The 25,270-nt window shown below is 66.9% G+C and carries 26 protein-coding genes, 1 pseudogene and 1 riboswitch; of the genes and pseudogenes, 12 read left to right on the forward strand and 15 right to left on the reverse strand.

Annotated elements, in window-relative coordinates:
* Both AB0N75_RS17655 and AB0N75_RS17660 read left to right on the forward strand, forming a co-directional pair.
* Positions 1–114, forward strand: a pseudogene (locus tag AB0N75_RS17655) (ABC transporter ATP-binding protein); the annotation flags it as partial.
* 177 nt (positions 115–291) lie between these two features.
* The gene (locus tag AB0N75_RS17660; protein ID WP_364652251.1) at positions 292–1,932 is read left to right on the forward strand and encodes a thiamine pyrophosphate-binding protein; all 1,641 of its coding nucleotides are present in this window, start codon (positions 292–294) and stop codon (positions 1,930–1,932) included.
* A 194-nt stretch (positions 1,933–2,126) separates the two neighbouring features.
* Here AB0N75_RS17660 and AB0N75_RS17665 read toward each other — a convergent pair whose 3' ends face one another.
* Both AB0N75_RS17665 and AB0N75_RS17670 read right to left on the reverse strand, forming a co-directional pair.
* Positions 2,127–3,533, reverse strand: coding sequence for an NAD-dependent succinate-semialdehyde dehydrogenase (locus tag AB0N75_RS17665; RefSeq protein ID WP_364652252.1), 1,407 nt, complete (start codon positions 3,531–3,533; stop codon positions 2,127–2,129).
* Between the two features lie 136 nt (positions 3,534–3,669).
* Entirely contained in the window at positions 3,670–4,053 is a 384-nt protein-coding gene (locus AB0N75_RS17670; protein ID WP_241914417.1) for an RNA-binding S4 domain-containing protein, read from the reverse strand.
* A 196-nt stretch (positions 4,054–4,249) separates the two neighbouring features.
* On the opposite strand from AB0N75_RS17670, the gene AB0N75_RS17675 reads away from it, so the two are divergent.
* The 6 genes from AB0N75_RS17675 (at position 4,250) to AB0N75_RS17700 (ending at position 10,541) form a co-directional block, all read left to right on the forward strand.
* Positions 4,250–5,524 carry a glycerophosphodiester phosphodiesterase family protein gene (locus AB0N75_RS17675; protein WP_364652253.1) on the forward strand — a complete coding sequence of 425 codons (1,275 nt, stop codon included), beginning with the start codon at positions 4,250–4,252 and terminating at the stop codon, positions 5,522–5,524.
* A gap of 192 nt (positions 5,525–5,716) precedes the next feature.
* Positions 5,717–7,060 carry an MFS transporter gene (locus AB0N75_RS17680; RefSeq protein WP_364652254.1) on the forward strand — a complete coding sequence of 448 codons (1,344 nt, stop codon included), beginning with the start codon at positions 5,717–5,719 and terminating at the stop codon, positions 7,058–7,060.
* A complete protein-coding gene (locus AB0N75_RS17685; RefSeq protein ID WP_364652255.1) occupies positions 7,057–7,776 on the forward strand; it encodes an FCD domain-containing protein in 720 nt (239 codons plus the stop codon). Before AB0N75_RS17680 ends, AB0N75_RS17685 begins: the two co-directional genes overlap by 4 nt.
* A gap of 179 nt (positions 7,777–7,955) precedes the next feature.
* Positions 7,956–8,888, forward strand: a complete 933-nt coding sequence (locus tag AB0N75_RS17690) for a hypothetical protein (RefSeq protein ID WP_364652256.1) — start codon at positions 7,956–7,958, stop codon at positions 8,886–8,888.
* Between the two features lie 157 nt (positions 8,889–9,045).
* The gene (locus tag AB0N75_RS17695) at positions 9,046–9,423 is read left to right on the forward strand and encodes a hypothetical protein (RefSeq protein ID WP_364652257.1); all 378 of its coding nucleotides are present in this window, start codon (positions 9,046–9,048) and stop codon (positions 9,421–9,423) included.
* A gap of 101 nt (positions 9,424–9,524) precedes the next feature.
* The gene (locus AB0N75_RS17700) at positions 9,525–10,541 is read left to right on the forward strand and encodes an alpha/beta hydrolase (RefSeq protein ID WP_364652258.1); all 1,017 of its coding nucleotides are present in this window, start codon (positions 9,525–9,527) and stop codon (positions 10,539–10,541) included.
* A 33-nt stretch (positions 10,542–10,574) separates the two neighbouring features.
* Here AB0N75_RS17700 and AB0N75_RS17705 read toward each other — a convergent pair whose 3' ends face one another.
* Both AB0N75_RS17705 and AB0N75_RS17710 read right to left on the reverse strand, forming a co-directional pair.
* Positions 10,575–11,570, reverse strand: a complete 996-nt coding sequence (locus AB0N75_RS17705; RefSeq protein WP_364652259.1) for an aldo/keto reductase — start codon at positions 11,568–11,570, stop codon at positions 10,575–10,577.
* Between the two features lie 55 nt (positions 11,571–11,625).
* Positions 11,626–13,266, reverse strand: a complete 1,641-nt coding sequence (locus AB0N75_RS17710) for a DHA2 family efflux MFS transporter permease subunit (RefSeq protein WP_364652260.1) — start codon at positions 13,264–13,266, stop codon at positions 11,626–11,628.
* 169 nt (positions 13,267–13,435) lie between these two features.
* Between AB0N75_RS17710 and AB0N75_RS17715 the strand changes: the two genes are divergently transcribed.
* Entirely contained in the window at positions 13,436–14,425 is a 990-nt protein-coding gene (locus tag AB0N75_RS17715) for an aldo/keto reductase (RefSeq protein WP_364652261.1), read from the forward strand.
* Here the strand turns inward: AB0N75_RS17715 and AB0N75_RS17720 are convergent.
* Positions 14,422–14,928, reverse strand: a complete 507-nt coding sequence (locus AB0N75_RS17720; protein WP_364652262.1) for a flavin reductase family protein — start codon at positions 14,926–14,928, stop codon at positions 14,422–14,424. The two genes, AB0N75_RS17715 and AB0N75_RS17720, sit on opposite strands and share 4 nt — an antisense overlap.
* 42 nt (positions 14,929–14,970) lie before the next feature.
* Positions 14,971–15,085, reverse strand: a riboswitch (SAM riboswitch).
* Between the two features lie 97 nt (positions 15,086–15,182).
* Complete coding sequence (locus AB0N75_RS17725) at positions 15,183–16,052, reverse strand: prephenate dehydratase (RefSeq protein ID WP_364652263.1); 870 nt, start codon at positions 16,050–16,052, stop codon at positions 15,183–15,185.
* Between the two features lie 96 nt (positions 16,053–16,148).
* Here AB0N75_RS17725 and AB0N75_RS17730 point away from each other — a divergent pair, with 96 nt between their 5' ends.
* Positions 16,149–16,352 (forward strand): hypothetical protein, encoded by a 204-nt coding sequence (locus tag AB0N75_RS17730; protein WP_364652264.1) that lies wholly within the window; start codon positions 16,149–16,151, stop codon positions 16,350–16,352.
* Between the two features lie 18 nt (positions 16,353–16,370).
* Here the strand turns inward: AB0N75_RS17730 and AB0N75_RS17735 are convergent, their stop codons facing one another.
* A complete protein-coding gene (locus AB0N75_RS17735) occupies positions 16,371–16,751 on the reverse strand; it encodes a hypothetical protein (protein WP_364652265.1) in 381 nt (126 codons plus the stop codon).
* A gap of 166 nt (positions 16,752–16,917) precedes the next feature.
* Entirely contained in the window at positions 16,918–17,130 is a 213-nt protein-coding gene (locus AB0N75_RS17740; RefSeq protein WP_127512440.1) for a hypothetical protein, read from the reverse strand.
* Between the two features lie 277 nt (positions 17,131–17,407).
* Here AB0N75_RS17740 and AB0N75_RS17745 point away from each other — a divergent pair, with 277 nt between their 5' ends.
* On the forward strand, positions 17,408–17,839 hold the full coding sequence (locus AB0N75_RS17745; protein WP_364652266.1) for a hypothetical protein: 432 nt from the start codon (positions 17,408–17,410) through the stop codon (positions 17,837–17,839).
* A gap of 25 nt (positions 17,840–17,864) precedes the next feature.
* Here AB0N75_RS17745 and AB0N75_RS17750 read toward each other — a convergent pair whose 3' ends face one another.
* The 4 genes from AB0N75_RS17750 to AB0N75_RS17765 form a co-directional block, all read right to left on the reverse strand.
* Positions 17,865–18,665, reverse strand: coding sequence for an amino acid ABC transporter ATP-binding protein (locus AB0N75_RS17750; protein ID WP_364652267.1), 801 nt, complete (start codon positions 18,663–18,665; stop codon positions 17,865–17,867).
* The gene (locus tag AB0N75_RS17755) at positions 18,652–19,311 is read right to left on the reverse strand and encodes an amino acid ABC transporter permease (protein ID WP_364652297.1); all 660 of its coding nucleotides are present in this window, start codon (positions 19,309–19,311) and stop codon (positions 18,652–18,654) included. Before AB0N75_RS17755 ends, AB0N75_RS17750 begins: the two co-directional genes overlap by 14 nt.
* 37 nt (positions 19,312–19,348) lie before the next feature.
* Positions 19,349–20,167: an amino acid ABC transporter substrate-binding protein gene (locus tag AB0N75_RS17760; RefSeq protein WP_364652268.1), complete on the reverse strand. Its 819-nt coding sequence runs from the start codon at positions 20,165–20,167 to the stop codon at positions 19,349–19,351.
* 200 nt (positions 20,168–20,367) lie between these two features.
* Positions 20,368–21,294, reverse strand: coding sequence for a diacylglycerol kinase family protein (locus AB0N75_RS17765; RefSeq protein WP_364652269.1), 927 nt, complete (start codon positions 21,292–21,294; stop codon positions 20,368–20,370).
* 149 nt (positions 21,295–21,443) lie between these two features.
* On the opposite strand from AB0N75_RS17765, the gene AB0N75_RS17770 reads away from it, so the two are divergent.
* On the forward strand, positions 21,444–23,390 hold the full coding sequence (locus AB0N75_RS17770) for a penicillin-binding transpeptidase domain-containing protein (RefSeq protein WP_364652270.1): 1,947 nt from the start codon (positions 21,444–21,446) through the stop codon (positions 23,388–23,390).
* A gap of 109 nt (positions 23,391–23,499) precedes the next feature.
* Here the strand turns inward: AB0N75_RS17770 and AB0N75_RS17775 are convergent, their stop codons facing one another.
* The 3 genes from AB0N75_RS17775 to AB0N75_RS17785 form a co-directional block, all read right to left on the reverse strand.
* Complete coding sequence (locus AB0N75_RS17775; protein ID WP_364652271.1) at positions 23,500–24,042, reverse strand: hypothetical protein; 543 nt, start codon at positions 24,040–24,042, stop codon at positions 23,500–23,502.
* 378 nt (positions 24,043–24,420) lie between these two features.
* Positions 24,421–24,891, reverse strand: a complete 471-nt coding sequence (locus tag AB0N75_RS17780) for a YbaK/EbsC family protein (protein WP_364652272.1) — start codon at positions 24,889–24,891, stop codon at positions 24,421–24,423.
* A gap of 33 nt (positions 24,892–24,924) precedes the next feature.
* Positions 24,925–25,221, reverse strand: a complete 297-nt coding sequence (locus AB0N75_RS17785; RefSeq protein ID WP_364652273.1) for an acylphosphatase — start codon at positions 25,219–25,221, stop codon at positions 24,925–24,927.
* Between the last annotated feature and the right edge of the window lie 49 nt (positions 25,222–25,270).

The following is a 25,270-nucleotide window of genomic DNA, read 5'->3' on the forward strand; positions in this document are numbered from 1 at the left end:
CGCGACCAGCTCAACACCCGCGCCCTGCCGCGGTTCACCGAGCTGCGCCACCACGTGTATGAGCAGATCCAGCTGGCCAAGCAGGGCCACCGCCCCGCCGCCGCCACCCTTTAGACGCTGACCTTTTGTGTTGAGGACCAGACCCTCCTGGACGGCTTGGTTTCTGGTCAGTCACCTGAATGTTCACACATAGAAAACGCTGCCAGTTGTCTTCGTGCCTGCAACCAGCGGACCACTTAGAATGCGCAACTTAGGCTCCACGCGAGCATCCCAGATGCTGAAGGAGAAATAATGAGAGTAGCAGAAGCCATCGGCCGTACCCTCGCCCAACTCGGGATCGGCCATACATTTGGCGTCACGGGCAGTGGCAACTTCCACGTGACCAATGCCCTTATAGCCGGAGGTGTCCCCTTCACTGCGGCGCGGCACGAGGGCGGTGCAGCGTGTATGGCGGATGCCTATGCCCGTTCCAGCGGAGAGGTCTCGGTCTTGAGTGTGCACCAAGGTTGTGGGCTGACAAATGCGATGACCGGCATCGGCGAGGCAGCAAAGAGTCGGACATCAATGCTGGTGCTGGCCGGGGACACACCTCCCACGCAAAAGACGTCCAACTTCTGGATAGACCAAGCCGCCGCAGTTGCGGCCCTTGGAGCAAAGGTAGAGCGCATTCACTCCGCTAGCACCGCTGTGGCAGACACAGTGCGGGCCTTCAGATTGGCCCGAGACGAGCGTCGGACTGTAGTTCTGAACCTGCCCTTGGATGTGCAAGAAGAACAGATTGACTGGTCGCCTGACAAGGTTTCGCAGTTCGCCGTCCCACTGCCAGCTGGCCCATCCCCCGAATCAGTCTCCCGGCTGGCCGACCTCTTGGAAAATGCGAAGCGGCCACTGCTCGTAGGCGGTCGCGGGGCATTTGGCGCCAAAGCGGAAATCCGCGCACTGGGGGCCCGCGTTGGAGCGTTGCTAGCGACTACTGCCGTAGGCCGTGGCCTGTTCAACGATGATCCATGGAATCTGGACGTGATGGGCGGCTTCTCCTCACCAGTGACGGCGGAGCTTATTCAAGGCGCCGATGTCATTATTGCCTTCGGTGCAAGTTTGAATCGCTGGACGTCTCGTAGTGGCACACTGCTAAATGACGCGACGGTGGTCCAAATCGACGATACACAAGAAGCTATAGGGTTCCATCGGCCCGTAGATCTAGGCGTGACCGGAGACTCGGCGTTAGTCGCAGCGGCGGTCGACGCGGAGCTAGGACGTCGCAGCTTCGAACAGCCTGGTTACCGAACCGAGGAGACAGGGACCCGGATCAAAGCTGGCCGGCTTTGGCGGGATGTCCCCTACGATGAGATCGCATCGATTGATACCATCGACCCGCGCACGTTGACAATTGCCCTGGACGACCTACTGCCAAAGGAGCGCGTGGTTGTCCCCGATGGTGGAAACTTCAATGGATACCCGGCAATGTTTTTCCAGATCCCAGATGAACGTGGCTACTGCGTCCCTCTCGCATTTCAGTCTATAGGGCTGGCGTTGCCATCTGCGATTGGTTCGGCGCTGGCCACCCCGGAACGGATGGTAGTTGCTGGGGTCGGCGATGGCGGCTTCATGATGAGCTTGGTCGAACTCGACACTGCAGCGCGGTTAAAGCTTCCGATGGTGGTTGTGGTTTACAACGACAATGCTTATGGAGCGGAAGTCCATCACTTTGTCCATGAGGATGCACCGATGGAGACAGTGATATTTCCCGACACTGACATTGCGGCGATCGCCCGTGGCTTCGGCTGCACGGGCATAACTGTACGTTCCGTCTCGGACCTGACAGGAGTGCAGGACTGGCTCAACGGTGAGCGGACCACTCCGATAGTCATCGACGCAAAGATCAGTTCCTTCCCATCCTGGGTGTTGGAACACGCGTTCGATGAAGAATAGAAGCCCGGGCAATTCTCCTCCACCCTGGGCAGATCAGCCACGGGGGAATGTTTCCTAGACTTCGCTGAACGTCGGGAGAAAAGAGGCACAAAGGATGAGGCGGACACCTTTTTGTATTGCCCCTTGAATGAGAGAAGAGTGCCGGCTGTCCTTCTAATGGAGGGACAGCCGGCACTCTTGGTATGGGAATGTGGCTAGTCGCCGATGTAGAAGAGGCGCTTGTTGACGAATTCGTCCATGCCCAGCGGGCCGAGTTCGCGGCCGAACCCGGAGCGCTTCACTCCGCCGAAGGGCAGGTCCGCGGCCTCGCCGACGCCGTTGACGTTGGCCATGCCGACCTCCAGGCGCTGGGCGATCTTGCGGGCGCGTTCCTCGTCCGTGGAGTAGACCGCACCGCCGAGGCCGTAGTCGGTGTCGTTGGCCAGCTTCAGGGCTTCTTCGTCGCTGGAGACCTTGTAGACCACGGCCACCGGCCCGAAGAGCTCTTCGCGGTAGGCGCGCATCTCAGGGGTGACCCCGGTGAGTACGGCCGGAGCCAGGTAGGCGGCGGGCCCGTCGTGCAGGGTCCCGCCGGCATGCAGGGTGGCGCCCTTGTTTACCGCGTCCTTGAGCTGCTCGTGCAGGCCTTCGGCGGCGGCCCGGGAGGACAGCGGGGCGTAGGTACCCTCGAGTTCCTCGGCCGGGTTGCCGGGCTTGAGGTCCTTGGCCAGGTTGGTCAGCTCGGCCACGAAGTCATCATAGATGTCCTCCATGACGATCATGCGCTTGTTGGAGTTGCAGGCCTGGCCGGTGTTCTCGATGCGGGTGGCCCACGCTGCGGCCGCCGTGGCCTTCACATCGTCGGTGTCAAGCACCACGTAGGGATCGGAGCCGCCCAGTTCCAGGACGGCCTTCTTCAGGTTTTTGCCGGCCAGTTCGCCGATGATCGCGCCGGCCCGCTCGGAGCCGGTCAGCGAAACGCCCTGGATTCGCGGGTCCGCGATGATGTCGGCGATCTGTTCGTGGCTGGCGAAGACATTGATGTACACGCCTTCGGGGACGCCGGCGTCGTCCATGATCTGCTGGATGGCCAGTGCCGAGCGCGGGCAGGTTTCGGCGTGCTTGAGGACGATGGTGTTGCCCAGCACCAGGTTCGGCGCGGCGAAGCGAGCCACTTGGTAGTACGGGTAGTTCCACGGCATGATGCCCAGCAGCGGTCCGACCGGCAGTCGCTGGATCATGGCGCGGCCGCCGCCGATGGCCTTGATCTCCTGCTCCGCGGCTAGCGCGGGGCCCTCCGTTGCGAAGTAGCTGAAGATGTCCGTGCAGAACTCGGCCTCACCCTTGGACTCGGAGAGCGGCTTGCCCATCTCCTCGGTGATGATGGCCGCGAGCTCGTCGGCGCGTTCGGTGAACAGTTCTGCCAGGCGGGCCACTACCTTGGCGCGGTCCGCGATCGGCACCTCGCGCCAGGAGGTGTAGGCGGCCTGGGACTTGGCGATGGCATCCTGGATCTCGGTATCGGTGGCGGTGGGGAACTCCGCTACCACCTCACCGGTGGACGGGTTTTGGACCCGGTAGCCCGGCTGGGTGGACGAAGCGGCGGGGGAAGTGGTGGTCACAGCCCTGGTCTCCTTCAGATAATGACGAATCAAGGGACGGCTGCGTGGCCGTCTCCGACTCCCATCTTGTACCGTCCGGCCGGTTCTGTGAAGTGGGTTACGCTCACGGCATGAGCGTGGCTGGGTGGGGGCCCTGCTAGCGTTCGCCGAGCAGCTTCTCCATGTCCCGCCGGTCCTTCTTGGTGGGTCGGCCGGTGCCGCGGTCGCGCTGCGGGATGCCCAGAGCCGGGGCCACCGGACGCGGCGGCGTGTGGTCGGTGAAGCAATGCGAGGCTGCCTCGGCGCCCACCCGCTTGGCGATTAGCCGGCGCACCTCCAGAATCCGCTCGTAGCCGGGCTGCCGCACCCGCAGGGTGTCGCCCGGCACCACGGACTGCGACGCCTTGACCGGATTGCCGTTCAACCGCACGTGTCCGGCGCGGCAGGCTGCGGTGGCCGCGGAGCGGGTCTTGTAGGCGCGGATGGCCCACAACCATGCGTCGACGCGCACCGAACTCGGAGTAGTGGCTGAAGTGTTCATGCCCTTCCGAGTCTAGCGCCGTCACGATGCCGGCCCCGAGCAGCAGGCGTCCCTCCCCTCGCCCTCGGAAGTGGTTTTTCCTTTCATTGCGTGTTCGCGGCCAGTTGGCCGGCAGGCCCGCAACCGCTGTGAAGCTCGACGGAGGGGGACCGAACGACCACCACCTACGAAGGGCGTCATTCCCATGGCATCTCGCTTGATCAGAACATTGACTTGCTCCGTCGCGGCCGTTGCCGTCGGCGCAACCCTGACCGCCATCCCGGCCAGCGCTCAGAACAGCGCACAGAACAGCGCGCTGAACGAGGCTCAGAACAGCGCACTGAACAAGGCTCAGAACAACGTGCAGAACAAGGTCGGGCAGAACGAAGCGCCGCTGCTGATCGGCCACCGCGGGGCCGCCGGCACGGCGCCGGAGAACACGGTAGCCGCGTTCAAGGACGGCCGTGCCTCCGGTGCCGACTTCTTTGAAATCGACGTCCAGCTCAGTGCCGATGGCGTGCCATTCCTTTTCCACGACGACACTCCCGCCCGCACCACCAACGTGGAGGAGGTCTTCCCGGACCGTGCAGGCGACCCGATCACGTCCTTCACTTGGGACGAACTGCAGCAACTCGACGCCGGATCCTACTTCGGAGCCAAGTTTGCCGGCGAACGCATCCCGCATCTGGACGACGCGGCCAAGGTCGCCACGGTGAAGACCGGGGTGTATATCGAGATCAAGTCGCCGAAGAACTCGCCCGGCATCGAGCAGCTCGTCGCCGATGAGCTGCGCACCGACGCCACGTGGAAGAAGCTCGTGGCAGCGGACAAGATCCAGGTCCTCAGCTTCGACGAGGCCTCCAACCGCACGTTCGCCCAGATCGCCCCGGAGATTGTGCTGCAGCAGCTCTCCAGCACAGTGCCAGGTCCGGCCGTCCTGGAATCCTGGGCCGGCTTCGCCGATTCGGTCGGTACCAACTACCGCACCCTGACGGCGCAGAACGTGGCCGACACCAAGGCCGCCGGTCTGGTCATCGGCGTGTACACCGCCAACTCGCCCGAAGCCGTCCAGCATTCCATCGACCTGGGCGTGGACGCCGTCACCGGCGACTTTCCGATTCAGACCGCCCGCTACCTGGACGGGCGGAAGCCCTTCCCGGCCGGCACCGTGGAGATCGCCGGTGCGGTGAACGATCCGGCCGGCAACGATGTGCAGCCGGAGACCGGCGAGCACGTGGTGCTGCGCAACACCACCGGGCACAACCTGGACGTCAGCGGCTACATCATCCGCGACGCCGCCAACAACGTGCTGGAAATCGGCGACGGCTACGTCCTTGCCCCGGGCTCCGAACTGCGCGTCTACACCGGTCCCGGCACCAACAGCGCGGACGCCTACTACAACCGCGGCACCGCATCCGTGCTGAACAACGGCGGCGACTCGGTGGCACTGTGGAGCCCGCAGGGGCAGCTGCAGGACGTCTTCGCCAACTAACCGAAAACATCTTTTTCACCAACGACGTCGGTGCTTGGGGCAGGTTCCAACCTTCCCCAAGTGCCGATTTCGTTTGGGTGGACCACGGCGTCGGCTTCTGCTGCCCCTGCGATCGTCCCGCCACCGTCGTCGGCGAGAGTCCCGTCGATTCGTCGACTTTCGCGAGAAACATCAAACGTCTAATGTTTAGGGATGACATTGGACCGGACCAAGGCAGAGCTTCCACCGAACGTGAAGGACGACCACCACGACGTCCCGGCGGTGGAGTTTGCTGATGCCCTGGAGCCGGAGCTGCATCTGCCGGAGCCGGCGCAAAAGCCGGCCCAGTCCCAGAATCCAACCGCGCAGCCGGTTCCTACTGCCCACCGCCGCTGGCTGATCGCGGCGGCGGTGGCCGCCGTTGTGCTCATTGGGCTGAACCTGCGGGCCGGTATTGCCAGCGCGGCGGCCCTGTTCCACGACCTGCAGCAGTTGTTGGGCTACGGGCCGCTGGTCGCTTCCCTGCTGCCCACCGTCCCGGTGCTGTGCTTCGCGCTGGCCGGGGCCGCGACCGCCTGGCTAAGCAGCCGGATGGGGCTGGAACGGGCCATTGCGCTGGCGCTGGCGCTGTTGGCCGCCGGCCTAGGGTTGCGCGGCATCGAGTCCGTTGGCTTCCTGCTGGCAGGCACGGTGGTATCCATGTCCGGTTTGGCGGTCTGCAACGTGGCGATGCCGACGTTCATCCGCAAGTACTTCGCGCACCGCCCGTCCACGATGACCGGCGCCTACACCATCTCCATGTCCGTAGGGGCAACCGTGGCCGCGGCCGTCAGCGTGCCGCTGGCCATGCAGTTGGAGTCGCCGCTGCTCGGCCTGGCCGTCTGGGCGCTGCTGGCTGTCGTCGGGCTGGCGGTCTTCCTGCCCATGACGTTTGTGGGCCGGCGCCCACTGGCTCCCGGGGCCCGCGCCCACCTGTCGCCGTGGCCGCTGCTGCGCACGCGGAAGGGCCTGCTGCTGACCGGGCTGTTCACCATCCAGGCCCTGCTGGTCTACACCGTGATGGGCTGGTTCCCATACATCCTGATCTCCCGCGGGATGACTCCGGCGGCGGCCGGGCAGACCTTGGCGCTGGTCCAGGTGGTCTCCATTCCCGCCGTCGTCCTGCTGCTGGCGATGGCGGCCCGGCCGGGCCTGCTGCGGCCGGCCTTCATGCTTACCTGCGCAGCCTCGCTGGCCGGCTATCTCGCCCTGCTGGTGCTGCCCGCGGATCTGGCCGTGGTCCCCGCCGTGCTGATCGGTCTGGGCTTCGGTGTCTTCCCGCTGCTCATGCTGGTGATCAGCCGCGCCGGTTCGGACGCCGCCGAGACCACAGCCCTCTCGACGCTGGCCCAATCGGTGGGCTATCTGTTCGCCGCGCTGGGCCCATTCGGACTGGGCCTGCTGCACGACGCGCTGGGCGACTGGACCGTTCCGCTGGTGCTGCTGGTGGCCGGAGCGGTGCTCCAATTGCTGCTGGCCCACGGCGTCAGCTCCCTGGTGCGGGAGGGCCGGAAATGACCGCGGCCCCGGGGCATGGCCCCTTGCACCGGCCGCCGCTGGCGGAGGAAGTCACCGCGCGGCTGCGCGAGTCCGTCGTGAGCGGGCGCTGGCCGCTGGGCGGACGGATCCCGCCGGAGCCGGAATTGGTGGCCAGTCTGGGGGTCTCGCGCGGCACGCTGCGCGAGGCGGTCAAGGCCCTGGCCCACGCCGGCATGCTGGAGGTCCGCCGCGGCGACGGAACCTACGTGCGCGCCACCAGCGAGATCAGCGGCACCGCCCGCCGTTTCTACCGCGATTACGCCGACGAGGACGTGCTGCAGGTGCGCTTTGCCCTGGACACCCAGGCCGCTCGGCTGGCCGCGCAGGCCATGCAGGAAGCTCCTGCGGCAGGCGACGGCGCGGTGTCGGCGCTGCGCGAGATGCTGGCCCGGCGCCGGCAGGCCTGGGCGGAGCAGGATCTGGAGGGCTGGATCGCAGCCGACTGGGACTTCCACCAGGCGGTGGCTGCGGCCTCCGGGAACCCGCTGCTGCATGAGCTGTATTCCAGTTTCGGCGACGTGTTCCACGGGGCCAAGATGGCCCAGCGTTTGCGCGACGGCTTTGATGGGTGCCTGCGCGCCGGCCATGAGGACCTCGCGGACGCCATTGCGGCGGGCGATGCCGATGCTGCGGCGCAGACGGTGATCGCCAACCTGCAGTACTGCCTGGAGTGGATGCCGCAGCGCACAGCGTAGCCCCGCGTCGGAGGCAGGCAGCCCGGCCGCCCCGCGCACCGTGGCGCACGGACGGGAGCGCATGGGGCAAGCCACAACCGGCCACCGGTGGGGCTTGTGGCACGATCCCGCGCGGCCGGGGTACCTTGAATCACGAACCCCGGAACGCACGGGACGTGAGGAACGAGGAAAAGCCGGCAATGTCCACTTCGACGAAACCGTCCGGAAGCACGCGCAAGACGTGGCTGAAGATCACCGCGGCAGTGGCCGGCGCCGTCGTCGTGCTGTTGCTGTTGGTGTTGCTGGCCAAGTGGCTGCGGACCATGCCCGGCGTGCAGGACTTCCTGGCCGCCTACCCGGGCACCTCCGAACTTCCTGAGTCGGCCCCGGTGGGGCTGCCGGCCTGGCTGGGCTGGCAGCACTTCCTCAATTTCTTCTTCCTGGTGCTGATCATCCGCACCGGGCTGCAGGTGCGCACCGGCACGCGCTCGCCGGCCTACTGGACGCGCAACAACCAGGGCCTGGTCAAGACCAAGAACAAGCCGACCAAGATCACGCTGAATCTCTGGTTCCACCTGACGCTGGATGCGTTGTGGGTGCTCAACGGGATCGTGTTCATGGTGCTGATCTTCGCCACCGGACACTGGATGAGGATTGTGCCCACCAGCTGGGACATTTTCCCGAACGCCCTCTCCGCGGCCCTGCAGTACGCCTCGCTGGACTGGCCGCTGGAAAACGGTTGGGTGAACTACAACGCGCTGCAGCTGTTGACCTACTTCGCCACCGTCTTTATCGCGGCGCCGCTGGCCATCATTTCCGGGCTGCGGACCTCGGCCGCCTGGCCCAAGAAGGCGGCGGTGAACAAGTACTACCCGATCGAGGCCGCCCGGGCCATCCACTTCCCGGTGATGATTTACTTTGTGGTGTTCATTGTGGTGCACGTGACGCTGGTGCTGGCCACCGGCGCCCTGCGCAACCTCAACCACATGTATGCGGCATCGGACGACGGCGGCTGGGCCGGCTTCTGGATCTTCGCCGCCTCGCTCGCGGTGACGGTTGCGGCGTGGTTCCTGGCCCGGCCGATCTTCCTGCGGCCGATCGCCTCGCTGACCGGCAAGGTCACCTCCCGCTGATCAGTAAGATCTCCTCCCGCTGACTGCAACGTCGCCTCCCGCTGACCGGCAACGTCGCCTCCCGCTGACCGGCAACGTCGCCTCCCGCTGACCGCGACACGCTGCAGCCGTCGCCGCGTCGCCGGGCTCCGCGCTCGCGCACGGCTACACTGCCCACGTGATCACTGTTGCGGCCGTTGTCGCCTGCTGCGTACTGGCCCTGCTGGCCGTCTTCCAGATCCTGCTTGCCGCAGGCCTGCCGTTAGGCCGGTTCGCATGGGGAGGCAGCCACCGCGTCCTGCCGGCCAAGTTCCGGATTGGCAGCGCCGTCTCGGTGGTCCTGTATGCCTTCTTTGGGCTCATCATCCTCGACCGGGCGCAGCTTCTGGACGCGCTGCCGCACACCGTGTCCGTGGTGTTGATGTGGGTCCTGACTGTCTACCTGTTTGTGGGCGTCCTGATGAACGCCATCTCGCGCAGCAAGCCCGAGCGGTGGACCATGACGCCGGTGGCCCTGGTGCTGGGCGTGCTCAGCCTGGCGGTTGCCCTCGGCTGACGGGTTGTGTCCCAGCCGTTCCGGGGAGACAAAAATCGGGGCTTGCCCCAAGCGCACTGCTGCCTCACGATTGGTTCACTACGGCCAATCAGGAGGCAGCCATGAAGGTTCGTTTCCGCCGTGCGCTGATTGCCCTTGCGGTGATTGCCGCGGTCCCGGCGGCCCTCGCCGGCGGCGTGGTCTTCTGGCTGCGCTTCAGCCCTCGGCCGCTGGCGGTTTTGCTTCGAGTGCTGGCCGAGCGGGACGGCCGCCGCACCTCCCGCGCCATGGCCCGCCATGTTCCGGACGGTGTGAGCGAAATTCTGGACCAGCAGTACCTGAGCAACCATGGCCACACCTACTTGGACGTGTTCTTCCCGGACGAGGCAGCGCGCGAGTCGCTGCGCCTGCCAACGATCGTCTGGATCCACGGCGGGGCGTGGATCTCCGGCACCAAGAACGACGTCGCCAATTACCTTCGGATCCTGGCCTCCTATGGCTTCACTACCGTGGGTGTGGACTATTCGCTGGCGCACAAGCGCCGCTATCCGGCACCCGTGCGCCAGAGTGCCGCGGCCCTGCGCTACCTTGAGCACAATGCGGAGCGGCTGCACATCGATACCGAGCGGGTGGTGCTCGCGGGGGACTCGGCCGGGGCACAGATCGCGGCGCAACTGGCACTGGTGGTCTCCGACCCGGAGTATGCCCACAAGCTGGGCATCGCCTCGCCGACGGCTCCGGACCGGCTGCGCGCGGTGCTGTTGCACTGCGGCGCCTACGATCTGTCGCTGACCGGGGCGGACCAGGCCGGGAACCAAAACTATCTGCGCACTGTGCTCTGGTCCTACACCGGGGCCAAGGATTACCTGGAGCGGCCGTACATCGCGTTGGCCTCCGTTGCCCGCTACGTGGGCGGCAACTTCCCGCCGGCGTTCATCTCCGCGGGCAACACCGATCCGCTGCTGCCGCACTCGCTGGCGCTGGTCAAGGCGCTGAAGAAGAACGGCACCAAGGTCGAGGAGTTCTTCCCGGAGACGGCTGCCGGGCTGGGGCACCAATTCCAGTTCAACCTGGATTTGGAGGCGGCGTGGCGGGCGCTGGAACGCAGCGTTCATTTTCTCCGCCAGCACACCGGCTGACTTCCCGGGTCGGCTGATTCTCTGGGAGGCCTGCTAACCGCCGGGGAACTCTTCGGTGTCCACGTCCGCCTGGGTAACTGCGTTGTAGCGCGGGCCGTGGACGGTGCCGTGGTTGATCAGCTCCTCCAGCTGGCGCAGCACGTCTGCCGCCAGGGCAACGCCCGTGGCACCTAGGTCCTCGTCCAGGTGGACGATGCTCCTGGTGCCCGGCAGCGCGATCACGTGCTCGCCGCGGGACAGCACCCAGGCGAGGGCCAGCTGGGCAGGTGAGCAGCCGGCGTCGTCCGCGATGGCGCGGAAGCCGTCGAGCAGGGCCAGGTTCTGCGGGTAGTTTTCCGGCCAGAAGCGGGGCATGCCGTGGCGGATGTCCTGCTCCGGCAGCGCCGACGGGTCACCCAGCGTGCCGGTCAGGAATCCGCGGGCGAGCGGGCTGAAGGCGACGAAGGCCGTGCCGAGTTCCGCACAGGCTGCCAGCGTTCCCAGCTCCGGGTTGCGCGTCCAGAGTGAGTATTCGGTCTGCAGGGCCGCAATCGAATGCACCGCATGCGCCTTCCGCAGGGTTGCAGCGGAGACCTCGGACAGGCCGATCGCCCCGATCTTGCCGGCGGCGACCAGCTCGGCCAGCGCGCCGACCGACTCCTCGATGGGGATGGTCTTGTCCCAGCGGTGCAGGTAGTAGAGGTCGATGTGGTCCGTGCGCAGCCGTTGCAGCGCCGCGTCGCAAGTTGCCCTGAGCGTCTCCGGGCGCCCGTCGATGACCCGCCGGCCGGCCACGCTGGTCATGCCGCACTTGCTGGCCAGGAAGAACTCGTCCCGCCGCGGGCCCAGCACCTCGCCGATCAGCTCCTCGTTGGCGGTGGCCCCGTACAGTGCGGCGGTGTCGAAGTGCCGCACCCCCGAATCCAGCGCATGCAGCAGTAGTTTCGCCGCCTCCTCGCGGGCCGGCGGCACCCCGTAGGCGTGGCTGAGGTTCATACAGCCCAGCCCGATGCTGCCGACGTCCAGCGTTCCGATCGTTCGCGTAGTCATGCTTTGACGTTAACAGCCGCCCGGGGAGGCACCGTGCTGCCGGCCTGCCGCCGGCTCACTCCGGCCGGTCCCGGCTGGCCAGTGTGCCCACTTCCTCCGAGAGCGGGATCTCCTTGACGAAGCAGGCAAGCACCAGTGCCGCGAGCACGATCGGCACGGCGTAAAGATAGATCGGCGGCAGCGCCTGGCCGAAGGCATGCGCGATGAATCCCTGGGCCGGGGCCGGCAGTGATTTGAGCACGGCGGGACCGAGCGAGCTGAAGCTTTGGCCGCCGCCGGAACCGATCGTCGTCACCAGGCCGGGCGGCGCCGTCGAGAATTGCTCGGTGAGGCGGCTGATGAAAATGGCGCCGAACAGCGAGATGCCGAAGGTGGCGCCGATCTGCCGGAAGTAATTGGTGGCCGAGGTGGCCGTGCCCAGATCCCGGCGCCGAACGCTGTTCTGCACGATCAGCACCAGGTTTTGCATGATGGACCCCAGCCCCAGCCCCAGCACCAACATGCCGGCGGCGGTGAAGGAGTACGGGGTGGTGTCAGAGATCTGCGAGAGCATCACCAGCCCGGCCGCGATCAGGATGGTGCCGATGATCGGGAAGATCTTGTAGCGGCCGGTGCGGCTCACCAGCTGGCCTGTGGTGGTGGTGGCTCCCACCATCCCCGCCGTCATCGGGATCATCATCAGGCCCGACTCGGTGGCGCTGGCCCCGTTGACCATCTGCAGGAAGGTGGGCAAATAGGCGATCGTGGAGAACATCGCGATGCCCACGCACACGCCCATCAAGGTGGGCAGCGTGAAGTCCCGGTCGCGGAACAGCCGCAGCGGCAGCACCGGTTCCACCGCCCGGCGTTCGACCAGCACGAACAACACCGAGGCGAGCACCGTGACCGCGCCCAGCCCGATGATCACCGGACTGTCCCAGGGGTAGGTGGTCCCGCCCCAGCTGGTGAACAGGATGACCGCCGCACTGGCGACCGCCAGCAGGAAGGTGCCCAGATAGTCCAGCTTGGGCCTGGGCCCGCCCGGCTTATGCAGGTGCAGGGTGGTGGTGATGACAGTCAGCGCGGCGGCACCCAGCGGGAGGTTGATGTAGAAGACCCAGCGCCAGCTCCAGTGGTCGGTAATGAAGCCGCCCAGCAGCGGTCCGCTGACCGAGGCGAGGCCGAAGGCCGCCCCGATCAGGCCCATGTACTTGCCGCGCTCGCGCGGCGAGACCAGATCGCCGATGATCGCCTGCGCGCCGATCATCAACCCGCCGCCGCCCACCCCCTGGATGGCGCGGAAGGCGATCAGCTGCGGCATGCTCTGCGCCATGCCGGAGAGCATCGAGCCGCCCAGGAACACCGCGATCGCAAAGATGAAGATGCTCTTGCGTCCGAACAGGTCGCCGAGCTTGCCGTAGATCGGCAGCCCGATGGTGGCGGCCAGAATGTAGGAGGTGATCACCCAGGAGATGTGCTCCAGCCCGTTCAGGTCCCCGACGATGGTGGGCAGCGCCGTCGCCACGATGGTCTGGTCCAGCGCCGCCAGCAGCACGGTGAGCATCAGCCCCAAGAACACCACCGTGGTCCGGGGCTGCGCAGCGGCCGCGCCGTCCGGGGGGTGGGCCCGGTTCTGGTCCGCGCGCGCGGACTCCCGGGCTGTCGAGGGACCGGACGGCTGGTGAGGGCCCCGGTCCGGGCTGGGAGGAACTGCCATGGTTAACTTCCTGGCGGCGCGGGTGGCGCAGGCGGCCTGATACTGGTTGCCTGGGGACGCTATCCGCCCCGCGAGAGTTACCGTACTGCCGTCCGCGAGGTGGCACAACCCCCGATTTCGGCGCGGCGCTGTCGTACGCTGGAAGCCTGCCCAGCGAAGGGACACACCAATGGACGACGCCGGATCCCGCCTGATCTTCGGCAGCATGGGTTTGGGCGGTGGCTGGGGGAGCGGCCCGCTGGAGGCCGCCGACGTCGCCGCTGCCCACACAGCCGTGGAGGCGGCACTGGACATCGGCATCAGGGTATTCGATCACGCGGACATTTACGCCCACGGCAAGGCGGAGGCTGCGTTCGGCCGGGTGCTGGCCGAGCGGCCGGAACTCCGGGAAGCCTTGCAGTTGCAGAGCAAATGCGGCATCCGGCTGCCGGTTCCCGGACTGGTGGGCCAGTACGACTCATCCCGCGAGGCCATCGTGGCCGGTACCGAGGAAAGCCTGCGCCGCCTGCACACCGACCATCTGGACACGCTGCTGATCCACCGGCCGGATCCGCTGGCCCCGGCGGAGGAGATTGCCGAGGCGTTCAGCCGCCTCCGGCTGGCCGGGAAGGTCCGCCGCCTGGGCGTCTCGAACATGTCCGGCGAGCAGATGCGGTGGCTGCAGGCCGCGCTCGACGAGCCGCTCGCCGTCAACCAATTGGAAATGAGCCTGTACCGGCGGGACTGGCTTGAATCCGGGGTGCTGGTCAACCACCCGGAAGGCGCCGCCGTCGGCTTTCCGCACGGCACTTTGGAGTACTGTGCTGCCCACGCGGTGGAGTTGCAGGCCTGGGGCTCGCTGGCGCGGGGCCGCTACAGCGGCCGGCCGGCGGAACGGGCCGCCGGCACAGCTGACGAAGCTGACGGCGACGGTGGTGCGGCAGCGGATCGCGCGACGGCAGCCTTGGTCTCCGAGTTGGCCCGGGACAAGGGCTGCACGCAGGAAGCCGTAGTGCTGGGCTGGCTGCTGCGCCATCCGGCCCGAATCCGACCGGTCGTCGGTACCAGCAATCCGGAGCGGATCAGGGCCTGCGGCCAGGCTGAGGAGATCGGCGCGGCAATGACCCGGCAGGAATGGTACGCGCTGTGGGTGGCGGCGCGGGGACGCCCGCTGCCCTAGACGAACGCGGGCTGTACCAGCCGGCGGAACGAGGAGTCGTGGAAGACCAGCGGTTCGTGCGCGCCGACGTGCGTGCTCAGCGCGTGTACCTCCAGCAGCACCACCTGGTGGTCACCGGCCGGGAACTCCTGATGCACCGAGCAATCCAGCCACAGCGCTGCCTCGTTGAGGAAAAGCGCGTCCCGGTCGGTGCGGTCCAGGCTCAGCCCGGCGAAGCGGTCGCCGCTCTTGGAAGCAATCTGGCGGCAGACGCCGTCGTGCTCCGTGCTCAGCACCGACACGCCGATCCGGCCGGCGTGGCGGAGCAGCGGCCAGGTCCGCGAGGTGTTCTGGACGGCGAACATCACCAGCGGCGGCTCCAGCGAAACGCCCACGGTGAAGGAGGAGGCGACGATGCCTTGCGGCTCACCGTCGATGACGGCGCAGAGCGCTGCGATTCCGGAGGGAAAGCGCCCGAAGGCGGAGCGCAGGGTGTTCGGGGTCAAGTCGTTGTGCAGGGACATGGCCATCCTTGAAGCTCAGGCGCATCCGCTGCTGCCGGAGGATACGCGTACTTGCCTGCCGACAAACCCGGCGGGCCGAATCATCACCTGGAGCACCCCGCTACGGTAGAGGGTTGCCGGCCAACCAGCCAGGGCTGTGAAGTTGGCGCTCGTGATTCATTTCCAAGGTAAAGCGGGACGTGGCCTCGGTCAAACGCGGGTAACAGTTCGTCAAGAACTCCCCGTGCGCGGCATCGGCAGCAGGGTCCGTTGCCTTAGGCGTCGGCCGGCTGTTCCGCGCCGCGGTTTAACCGGAACGGGTGGGCGGGATAGACGCCCAGAATCCGGATTTCGGTGGTGAAGAATTCCAGTTCCTCGAAGGCATGGACCATTGGCTGGTCCTCCGGATGGCCTTCGACGTCCACCATGAACATGGTGGCCGCGAATTCGCCGCCGACCATGTAGCTCTCCAGCCGGGTCATGTTGATGCCGTTGGTCGCGAACCCGCCGAGGGCCTTGTACAGCGCCGAGGGAACGTTCCGCACCCGGAAAACAAAGCTGGTCACCGCGGGACCGGGCAGCTCCTCGCGGCTGGGGACGGGCCGCCGGTCCGCCAGCACCACAAACCGGGTGGTGTTCGTTGGATCGTCTTCCACTTTCTCGGCGAAGACTTGCAGGCCGTACAGCTCAGCGGCCATCGGCGGCGCGAGCGAGACCTTGGTGGGATCGTTCCACTCGGCAACTTCACGGGCCGACCCGGCGGTATCGCCGGCAATGACGGGCGTCAGCCCCAAACGGCGGATCAGCTTCCGGCACTGTCCCAGGGCATGGATGTGGCTGTGTACTTCACGGGCCTGTTCCACGGTGGCCCCGGGAATGCCGAGCAGGCTGAAGCGGATGGGCAGGAAGAATTCCTCCACGATCTGCAGCGTGGTCCGGGGCAGCAGGGCATGGATGTCCGCCACGCGGCCGGCGATCGAGTTGTCAATGGGGATCATGGCCAGTTCGGCCTCGCCGCTGGTGACGGCGGCGAAGGCGTCTTCAAAGCTGGCGCATGGCACCGCGTCCCAGCCGGGCCGGACCTCAAGGCACGCCATGTGCGAGTTCGAGCCGGGTTCACCTTGGTACGCGATTGCTGGAGCCATGGGCGAAATTATCCCACCGGGAGGGCCCGTGGCCTTATTCGGCGGGCTCCGGCCGGCGTCACAAAGCCGGAGCGAAGCGCCGATAGAGTGGAGGGCGTGGAAGGATCCAATCCCCGTGCCGTTGCCCTCGGGCTCGCTGCTGCCGTCGTCGCCCTCTTCGCCGTCAGCCTGACGGTGATGCCGTCCATCATGGGGCTGGACATCATGCCCCCGCTAATCGTGGTGTCCGTGCTGCTGCTGATCGCCGCCGGCGTGCTGGCCGGAATGGCTATTGCTGCCAAGCGGTCGGGGCGGCGCTAGCGCAGGGCTATTAGGCGGTCAGGCGACGACGCTAAAGCCTCCGGTCCACCGGAGCTTCTCGGCGGCGGCCAGGGAGATCTGCAGGAATCCCAGGGCCTCGAGGGCCCGGGACAGAGCGCCGGCATCGATGGCGTTCAACCCGGCGGCGGTGACCACCTCGGCCAGCTGGGACTTGGCCGCGGCGTCGTCCCCGGCCATAAGCACGGTGGTGGGCAGGCCGCCGACGGTGCCGGAGGACAGCGTGGCAGCGAAGGTGGTGTTGAAGGCCTTGACCACGCGCGAATCCGGCAGCGAGGCGCTGAGCTCGGCTGCCGCCGAACTGTCGGACGGCACGGTGAGCGAGTCGAAGGTTTCAAAGTTCAGCGGGTTGGTGATGTCGACGACGACCTTTCCCGCCAACTGGTCGCCGCAGCTGCGGACGGTGTCGGACAGGCGGGGTAGGGCACCGCGAGGATGACAATGTCGCCGGTTACGGGCCGGGCGTCGTCATGGTCGAACGACTCGAAGCCGGGAGTCAAGGCCCGCGGCGGGCCCGTGCTGGTGGGCCCAGCCGGAGTGGCGGATCCTAGTCGAGGTCGGATTCCTGAGTGATGCCGTAGGGCACGTCGTCGCTCAGTTCCACAGTGAACTGCCCGGGCCCGGTGCGGGTGACCAGAATGCCGCAATCGCCGTCGATGGCCGCGATGGATTGCAGTTCTTCCACCGCAGCATTGAGGAGGTCGTGGGCCTCGGAGGCCGTCTGTGCCGTCAAAGACTTGGTAGCCAAAGTCGTGGCCATGGTTCTGCCTTTCGTGACCGGAGGCCGCCGCAGAGGAGAAAGCGCGGGATGGGTAGCTTCCGGCCGGAACGTGGTGCCATGCGGAACGGTGCATGGAAGTTTACATTCTGCCATTCCAATGGACATCAGATGAATTATCAAGCGGCGTGGCGTGGAACACCTCTCCGGATTCAGAGGTTCTGGCGCGGATTTGGCGGGGTTCGGCGGCGGGGGAGTGTGGCCAAGAATACGTCGTGGAGGCCGACGTTACGCGGGCGGGCTGCCGATAGTGGGAAGCATGAACTACCGCTACATCCCCTCAGCTGCCGGCCTGACCGTTTGGGGCATCGTCCTCTTCGTTGCAGGAGGTGCGGTGAGCGGCTGGATGTCCGCCTTGGCGGTCCGCGAGTCCTTCCGGGACGCCACCAGCGTGTTCTACAGCTCGAACGCGGAGGTCTACACCGGCTTTGCGGTCCTGTTCGCGGTGGTTTCGATCGCCGGCTTCGTGCTGCTGACGGTAGGGATTTCGCGCGCCGTGAAGCGTGCCGACCAGCGGTACGACGGCTGGTTCCGGACGCTGCAGCCCGGGATCGCGGCGGCTCCATACCCTGCGCCGCTGCCGGCGGCTCCGGTTCAGGGCAACGAACGCGCTCAGGCACCCGGGCCGGGAACCCCAAGCACGGGAATCCCGCCGATGCCGATGCGCGGGCCCGCGCAGCCCGGCCGCTAGCGGCAGCCGTCGTGGATTGTCCGGCCTAGAACGGGTTCAGCAGCCGGTGGACGAACTGCCGGGTGCGCTCCTCCTGCGGCTCGCGCAGCACCTGGTCGGGGTGGCCGCGTTCCACCACCACGCCGCCGTCCATGAACACCACTTCGCTGGCCACTTCCCGGGCGAACGCCAGCTCGTGCGTCACCAGCACCATGGTCCAGCCTTCGTCGGCCAGTTCCTTGATCACGTGCAGCACATCGCCCACCAGTTCGGGGTCCAGCGCCGAGGTCGGCTCATCGAAGAGCAGCAGCGAGGGTTTGAGCGCCAGCGCCCGGACAATGCCGACCCGCTGCTGCTGGCCGCCGGAGAGCTGGTGCGGGTACTGGTCTTCCTTGCCGGTCAGCCCCACGCGTTCCAACAGCGACATGGCCTCGCGTACGGCGTCGGCCCGGGGCCGTTTCTGGACCTGGACCGGGCCCTCGATGATGTTCTGCAGCACGGTCATGTGCGGAAACAGGTTGTAGTGCTGGAACACCATGGCACTGCGGTCCCGCAGCTCGGAAATCTGCTTGCGGCCCACAGGCGAGCCGAAATCCACGGCGGGCCCACCCGCAAAGGTAACCCGTCCGCCGTCGGGAATTTCCAAGCCGTTCAGGCAGCGCAGCACGGTGGTCTTGCCGGAACCGGAGGGGCCGATCAGCGCCAGCACGCCTCCGGTCTTCACCGACAGATCGATGGAGGTCAGCACCTGGTTGCCGCCGAAGGACTTGCGCAGGCCCTCGACGGAGAGCACGGGACTGGCGTCGGCGCCCGAAGGCGCGGCGGGCGGAACTTCAGTGGGCGACATAGCGGTCCAGCCTCTTCTCCAGTCGGGTCTGCCCGGCGGACAGGACCAGGCAGAACACCCAGTAGACCGCCGCGGCCTCCATATACAGCAGCAGGAATTCCTGGCTGAAGGCGGCAATTTCCTGGGCCACCCGGAACGCTTCGGTGACCAGGATCAGCGAGGCGAGGGACGTGTCCTTGACCAGAGAAATGAAGGTGTTGGACAGCGGCGGCACGGAGACCCTGGCCGCCTGCGGCAGGACGATGCGCCGGAGCGTGGTGGTGCGGGCCATGCCGATGGTGTGGCCGGCTTCCCACTGGCCCTTCGGCACGGACAGGATCGCGGCCCTGATCACCTCTGCCGCGTAGCCGCCCACGTTCATCGAGAACGCGATGATCGCGCTGGGCCACGGTTCGAGCACCACGCCGATGGTCGGCAGTCCGTAGAAGATCACGAACAGCTGCACCAGCAGCGGAGTGCCGCGAATGACCGAGATGTAGGCCCGGGCGGCCCCCGCCAAGATCCGGTTGCCGCTGATCCGCATCAACGCGAGCAGGAGCGCCAAGACCAAGCCGATGGCGAAACTGGCCAGCGACAGCGGGATGGTGCCGGTCAGTCCGCCCTGGACAATAGGCCAGAACGAACTGCGCAGCAGCTCCCAGTCGATGTTCATACGGCTACGTTAGCGTCTTGCCCCTGCCCGTTTACTTGGTGACGTCTGCGCCGAAGTACTTCTCGGAGATTTTGGCCAGCGTGCCGTCATCGCGCAGCTCGCCGAGCGCCTTGTCGAAGGCTCCCACCAGGTCCTCGCTGCCCTTCCGGAAGGTGAAGGCGCTCTGCGACTCTTCATCGGTTTCCGCGGCCACCTTGATGTCCTTGTTGTCATGGCTGGCCTGGTAATCCAGGTAGGTGAGCTTGTCGTTGATGGTGGCGTCCACCCGGCCCTGCTCCAGCAGCGAAACGGCCTGCGCCCAGCCCTCGACCGACTGGACATTGGCGCCGGCCTCCTCGGCGAGCTTGTACCAGTTGCTGGTAAGCGACTGCGCGCTGGTCTTGCCCTCTAGATCGGCCAGCGAGGCGATGTCGCTGTTGTCGCTCTTCACCACGACGACGCCGGTGCTCACAGTGTAGGGGTCGGAGAAGTCGTACTTGGCCTGGCGCTCTTCGTTGATGGAGACCTGGTTGGCGATCACGTCGAACCGGCCGGCATCCAAGCCGGCGAAGATGGCGTCCCACTGGGTCTCTTCGAACTTCACGTCCACGCCGAGCTTGTCCGCCACGGCTTTGACGATCTCGACGTCGTAACCGGTCAGGTCGCCCTGACCGCCCTCGTGGAAGCTGAACGGGCGGTAGGTGCCCTCGGTCCCCACTGTGATCACGCCGGCGTCCTGGATCTGCTGAAGCGAGCTGGCGGCGGCGGAGGTCGACGGCTGCGACTCCGACGGCGAGGAGGTGCTGCAGCCGGCCAGCACCAGGGCGGCAGCTGCGGCGGCACCGAGTACGGACAAACGACGACGAATCATGGTGGAAATCCCTTGTGTCTAGGACGATAAGCCTGCCGGTGGGGTGGCCGGCGGACGCTGAACGCTAGCACGTACAACAACCGCGACCTCAAGATATGTTCCGAACTGTGTCGATACTGTGAGCAGCCGCACGCCGTCCGGGACGCGGCGGTACGCGGCCGCACCGTCGTCCGGCGGTCGGAACCGCCGTCGTCCTTCGGTCAGTCCGCCGCCACCCGGACCCGCAGCGCGCCCGGATCCACGCGCATCGAGAGCCGGGAACCCAGGCCAATGTGGTCCCCGTCCAGCTGCATCTCCTGCGGCCGGCCGGCGGTGATCTCCACTTCCTTGCCCTGGTAGTAGTCCACCGACGGGTCCACGCTCCGGCCGCGCTTGGCCAGCCCGGCCAGCACACCGAGCCAGCCGAGCCGGCCGCGCGGGGAAATGGTCATGATGTCCAACAGCCCGTCATCGATCTGCGCGCCCGGGAACATCTCAAACCCGCCCTGGATCTTGCCGCAGTTGCCGCCCATCACGCTGCGCATCCGCAGGGTGATGGGTTTGCCGCCGTCGATGGACAGCGTGGCCCGGACCGGTTTGCCCGGGAGGTTGCGCAGCCCGGCTTCCACATAAGCGAGCCAGCCGATTCGGTCCTTGAGTCCGTCGTCCGTGCCGCCAATGACGGCGGCATCGAAGCCGAGTCCGGCCATGACCAGGAAGACCGCGCCGCTGCCCGAGCCGTCCACCTTGGCCAGCACGGCGTCGATGGGCCGGTCGCGGCCGGCCAGGGCGATGCGCACCGCGGTCTCCGGGTCGTCCACCGGCAGGTCCAGGTTGCGTGCCAACAGGTTGCCGGTGCCCAGCGGGATCACGCCCAGCGGCATGTCCGTTCCGGCCAGCTTGCCGGCCACGCGCCGCACGGTGCCGTCGCCGCCGGCCGCAATGACCAGGTCGACGCCGGCGTCCATCGCCTGCTGCGTCTGTCCGGCACCGGGGTCCTCCAGCGTGGTCTCCAGCCACAGCGGCGGCTGCCAGCCGGTTTCGGCGCATGCCTCTTCGACCAGCGCCACTAGATCAAAGCTGAACTTCTTCGATGGATTCCAGACCACCGCGGCACGGCGGGAGCCTGGGGGAGCGAATTCGGTCATGATGTCCTTTACCTGGGTCCTGTCCGGCCGGCCGTGGCCGTTCAACCCGACGAAACCATTCAAGCAGCATTCGCCAACTGGCGTTCGGCTCGACATCGCCGCGGGGCGATTATAAGTTCGAACAGGACAATCCCGGATCCAGGAGAAGTATGCTTCGGCGCGCACTTGCACTCATCATGGCCCTGCTGCTGACGGTGGCGGTGGCTGCTTGTGCCCCCGAGCGGGAATCGCCGGATCCAACCGCCCAGGCCCTGGCCAAGGGGCTGGCCGCCAAAGACGTCTCGACGGTGGCCTTCGCCGATGCCACCGGGGCCCAGGTGCAGGAGCAGCTAGCCGCGCTGACCAAGGGGATGGACGGGTGGCAGCCCGACGTCACCGTGGACAGTGTCGAAGAAGTAGAGTCCAACCTGTTCCGGGCAACCCTTTCCTATGACTGGCCGGCGGCGGACCCGGAGAAGGACACGGAGAAGGACTCGGGGAAGGACTCGGAGCAGGGCTGGAGCTACACCACCACCGCGGACCTGCGCTATGCGGACGACCGCTGGCAGGTGCGGTGGACCCCGCAGGTCCTGGAACCGTCGCTGGCGGAGGGCGAGCGGTTGGTGCTGGCCACGGAAGAGCCGCAGCGCGGCCAGATCCTCGACGCCGACGGCGACGCGATCGTCAAGAACCGCCCGGTCAAGATTGTCGGGATCGACAAGACCGGGCTGGACGAATCAGCCGCCGAGGACTCCGCCCGGGAGCTGGCAGCGTTGGTGGAGATTGACGCGGCCGGCTACGCGAAGAAGGTTGCCGAATACGGGCCGGAGGCCTTCGTGGACGCGATTACCCTTCGCGAGGGCGCCTTCAAGGAGCTGGACCAGGGGAAGCTGGAGGACATCGACGGCTTCCTGGCCGTGGACGACCAGATCCCGCTGGCGCCCAGCCGCACCTTCGCCGGGCCGGTGCTGGGCTCCGTCCGGGAGGCCACGGCAGAGGATATCGAGAAGTCCGAAGGCAAGGTGGTGGCCGGCGAGACCGTCGGCTCTTCCGGTCTGCAGGCCTCCTTCAACCAGGAACTAGCCGGTACCCCGGGAACTACCGTTTCCGCCGTAGGCGAGCCGGCCGAGGAAGGTGCGGACGCGCCGAGCCGCCAGCTGTTCCACCAGGACCCGGCCGACGGCAAGGACGTGAAGACCACGCTGGTGCCGGACCTGCAGTCCGCGGCCGAGGACATCCTGGCCGACACCAAGTCGCCGAGTTCGATTGTCGCGCTGCGGCCGTCCACGGGGGCAGTCCTGGCGGCCGCCAACGGCCCGGACAGCGAAGGCTACAACACCGCGTTCCTGGGCCAGTACGCACCCGGTTCCACCTTCAAGATCGCCACGGCGCTGGGCCTGCTGCGCAACGGCATGACCCCGGATTCCACCGTCACCTGCGATCCGGAGCTGGTGGTGGACGGCCGGACGTTCGAGAACGCGGACAGCTACCCGGCGGCCTTCACCGGCGAGATCACCTTGACCGAGGCCATCGCCCACTCCTGCAATACGGCGTTCATCTCCGAACACCAGGAGCTCTCGCAGGACCAGCTCGCGGATGCCGCCGGTGCCCTGGGCGTAGGCATGACGGCCAGCCCCGGGATCGAGGCCTTCCTCGGCACGGTGCCGCGCGAAGACTCCGAGGGCACCGCGCACGCCGCCTCGATGATCGGCCAGTCCCGCGTGCAAACGTCGCCGCTCTCGCTCGCCACCCTGATGGCGGCCGTGGTGAAAGGCGAATCCGTAGTGCCCACGTTGGTGGACGGACACGATCCCGAGGCCAAGCTCCCGGATGTGCCGAAGCTGACCGAAAAGGAGGCCGAGCAGCTGCGCACCATGATGCGCTCGGCCGTGGTTGACGGCTATTTGGCCAACCTGGCGGACCTGCCCGGCAAGCCCGCGATCGGCAAGACCGGAACCGCAGAGTACGGCTCGGAAAATCCGCCGCAGACCCACTCCTGGGTGATCGCCGGCCATGGCGACCTTGCCATTGCGGTGTTCGTGGAGGACGGCAAGCTCGGCGCCGAGACCGCCGGGCCGCTGGCCGAGGCCTTCCTGGAAGCCGCTGCCGCCGAGTGATGACATATCGACGGCGGTGCTCCCCTCAGGTGCGTTGGGCACCTGGGGGTTGCACCGCCGTCGTTAGCGGCAGGCCGGGTCCGTGCCGGACCGCTGCCTGCGGCTCCGCCTACCAGCGGTGGGCCACATCGACCACCAGCCGGGACATGTTTCCCGGGCCATCCAGGGTGAACACCCTGAACGGCAGCCGGGCGCGCACGCCCAATCCGATGGTGGTGTAGCCTTCGAAACTTCCGCCCCAAGCGAGCTGCCGGAAGGTGGTGTAGCCACGAACGTTGGCCAGTTCCTTCGGGTTGGCGGGACGGTAGGTGGCGCGGCCGCCGGAATTGTAGGCCGGTGCCTTGAGCACCACGGCCAGGTCGGCACCGCCGCGCAGCGGGATCACGCGGCCGGAGCCTTGGGCCCGCACCGTTCCGTAGCGAACGGAGTAGCCGGCCACATCGCCACGGATGTTGATGACCATGCGGTCATAGCAGGTGTGCCGCCCCGTGCGGACATTGGTGATCGGTGCGGTGGTGCTCCCGGGCGCGGATTTTGCCCCCGATCCCCAGGAAATCCCGCAGTAGGGAGCAGCGGCAGCGGGGCCCGGTGCCACCAATCCCAGGCCGAGGACCAGTAGGATCACGGACAGCCATGTGGGGAGCTTCCTCATGGCACACCGCCTCTCATCGGGTGACAGATGCACTCAGGATAGAAGCGTTTTCAGGCGGCGGACCGGGCGGTGTCGAGATGACGCTGAAACCGTTACGGCGCACTGTTCGCGCGGGTGTTTCCTTGATCTTCCGGTGACCGGTCCGTGTCCCGTCCGACGTGAAACCGGACTGTTACGCGGGTACGTAATATAAATCACAAAGCTGTAATTTGGGCAGGACGAGTGGCATACTTTCAGCGTTAGCCGGTTCCGGACCCCCCATCATTACCGGGCTGGCGAATCCCCCAGAGCCAGCCCCGCGTGAACCCCCCGCGGGGCTGGCCGATTTAAACGTCACACCGCCCGCCTGTCGCGGGGAAGTCCGAGCGGGAGCCTGAGTCAGCCCGCCCTGACGTCCATGACCACTGCCGAAGTGATCCGGCGCAGGTCCTCGAAGCCGATCGAGAACATCGCCCGATGATCGCCGGCGCCGGCCCACAGCACGGGATGGCCGGCCAAGGACCGATCCAGCACCGTGCGGATCGGCGCAGGGTGTCCCACCGGTGCCACCCCGCCGATGGCCTGGCCGGTGTGCGTGAGGACGAAGTCCGCGTCGGCCCGCCGGATGCGGTCCATTCCGAGCTCGGCCGCCACCAGCTTCGTGTCAACCCGCGCCGCTCCGCTGGCCAGGATCAGCAGCGGGCTGCCGCCGGAATTGAACACCAGGCTGTTGGCGATGGCCGCCACGTCGCAGTCCAGCATCCTGGCCGCGTCGGCCGCGGTGGGCACCTCGTCGTCGAGCACCGTGACGGTATCCGCAACACCCCGTTCCAGCAAGGCAGTGCGGACGGCGGCTACAGGGTTAGTCATGACCCGATGGTACCCAAGCGGCCTGAGCCTGCCTCAGCCCACATCGAAGCCGCTGAGCCCGCCCCTCGCGGCCGCGTAGGTTTTCTCAACGCGCCTGACCCGGCCCGGCGTGTTGCCGGACTCAAGCTCTGCCACTAGCTGTTCGACTGCATCCTGCGGGCCCTCGGCCACCACGCCGACGGTTCCGTCGGGCTGGTTCACCGCCGATCCGACCAGTCCCAGCTGCTCGGCCTGGTCGCGCGTCCAGTAGCGGAAGCCCACGCCCTGGACCCGGCCGCTCACGGTCGCGCTGAGCCGGACGTTCCCGCCGGTCCCGTGCTGTTCGTCCATGCGTCCCTCCTCACAGATGTGCGTCCAGCGTATGACGGCGGTGCATCGC

The sequence above is a fragment of the Arthrobacter sp. NPDC089319 genome, from assembly GCF_040684925.1.
Classification (GTDB): domain Bacteria; phylum Actinomycetota; class Actinomycetes; order Actinomycetales; family Micrococcaceae; genus Crystallibacter.

Bases quoted from the DNA above. Each gene is read 5' to 3' on its own strand.
- AB0N75_RS17660 (WP_364652251.1), top strand. From the start codon at position 292: ATGAGAGTAGCAGAAGCCATCGGCCGTACCCTCGCCCAACTCGGGATC.
- AB0N75_RS17670 (WP_241914417.1), bottom strand. From the start codon at position 4,053: ATGAACACTTCAGCCACTACTCCGAGTTCGGTGCGCGTCGACGCATGG.
- AB0N75_RS17680 (WP_364652254.1), top strand. From the start codon at position 5,717: ATGACATTGGACCGGACCAAGGCAGAGCTTCCACCGAACGTGAAGGAC.
- AB0N75_RS17685 (WP_364652255.1), top strand. From the start codon at position 7,057: ATGACCGCGGCCCCGGGGCATGGCCCCTTGCACCGGCCGCCGCTGGCG.
- AB0N75_RS17690 (WP_364652256.1), top strand. From the start codon at position 7,956: ATGTCCACTTCGACGAAACCGTCCGGAAGCACGCGCAAGACGTGGCTG.
- AB0N75_RS17700 (WP_364652258.1), top strand. From the start codon at position 9,525: ATGAAGGTTCGTTTCCGCCGTGCGCTGATTGCCCTTGCGGTGATTGCC.
- AB0N75_RS17705 (WP_364652259.1), bottom strand. From the start codon at position 11,570: ATGACTACGCGAACGATCGGAACGCTGGACGTCGGCAGCATCGGGCTG.
- AB0N75_RS17710 (WP_364652260.1), bottom strand. From the start codon at position 13,266: ATGGCAGTTCCTCCCAGCCCGGACCGGGGCCCTCACCAGCCGTCCGGT.
- AB0N75_RS17715 (WP_364652261.1), top strand. From the start codon at position 13,436: ATGGACGACGCCGGATCCCGCCTGATCTTCGGCAGCATGGGTTTGGGC.
- AB0N75_RS17720 (WP_364652262.1), bottom strand. From the start codon at position 14,928: ATGTCCCTGCACAACGACTTGACCCCGAACACCCTGCGCTCCGCCTTC.
- AB0N75_RS17725 (WP_364652263.1), bottom strand. From the start codon at position 16,052: ATGGCTCCAGCAATCGCGTACCAAGGTGAACCCGGCTCGAACTCGCAC.
- AB0N75_RS17740 (WP_127512440.1), bottom strand. From the start codon at position 17,130: ATGGCCACGACTTTGGCTACCAAGTCTTTGACGGCACAGACGGCCTCC.
- AB0N75_RS17745 (WP_364652266.1), top strand. From the start codon at position 17,408: ATGAACTACCGCTACATCCCCTCAGCTGCCGGCCTGACCGTTTGGGGC.
- AB0N75_RS17750 (WP_364652267.1), bottom strand. From the start codon at position 18,665: ATGTCGCCCACTGAAGTTCCGCCCGCCGCGCCTTCGGGCGCCGACGCC.
- AB0N75_RS17760 (WP_364652268.1), bottom strand. From the start codon at position 20,167: ATGATTCGTCGTCGTTTGTCCGTACTCGGTGCCGCCGCAGCTGCCGCC.
- AB0N75_RS17765 (WP_364652269.1), bottom strand. From the start codon at position 21,294: ATGACCGAATTCGCTCCCCCAGGCTCCCGCCGTGCCGCGGTGGTCTGG.
- AB0N75_RS17770 (WP_364652270.1), top strand. From the start codon at position 21,444: ATGCTTCGGCGCGCACTTGCACTCATCATGGCCCTGCTGCTGACGGTG.
- AB0N75_RS17775 (WP_364652271.1), bottom strand. From the start codon at position 24,042: ATGAGGAAGCTCCCCACATGGCTGTCCGTGATCCTACTGGTCCTCGGC.
- AB0N75_RS17780 (WP_364652272.1), bottom strand. From the start codon at position 24,891: ATGACTAACCCTGTAGCCGCCGTCCGCACTGCCTTGCTGGAACGGGGT.
- AB0N75_RS17785 (WP_364652273.1), bottom strand. From the start codon at position 25,221: ATGGACGAACAGCACGGGACCGGCGGGAACGTCCGGCTCAGCGCGACC.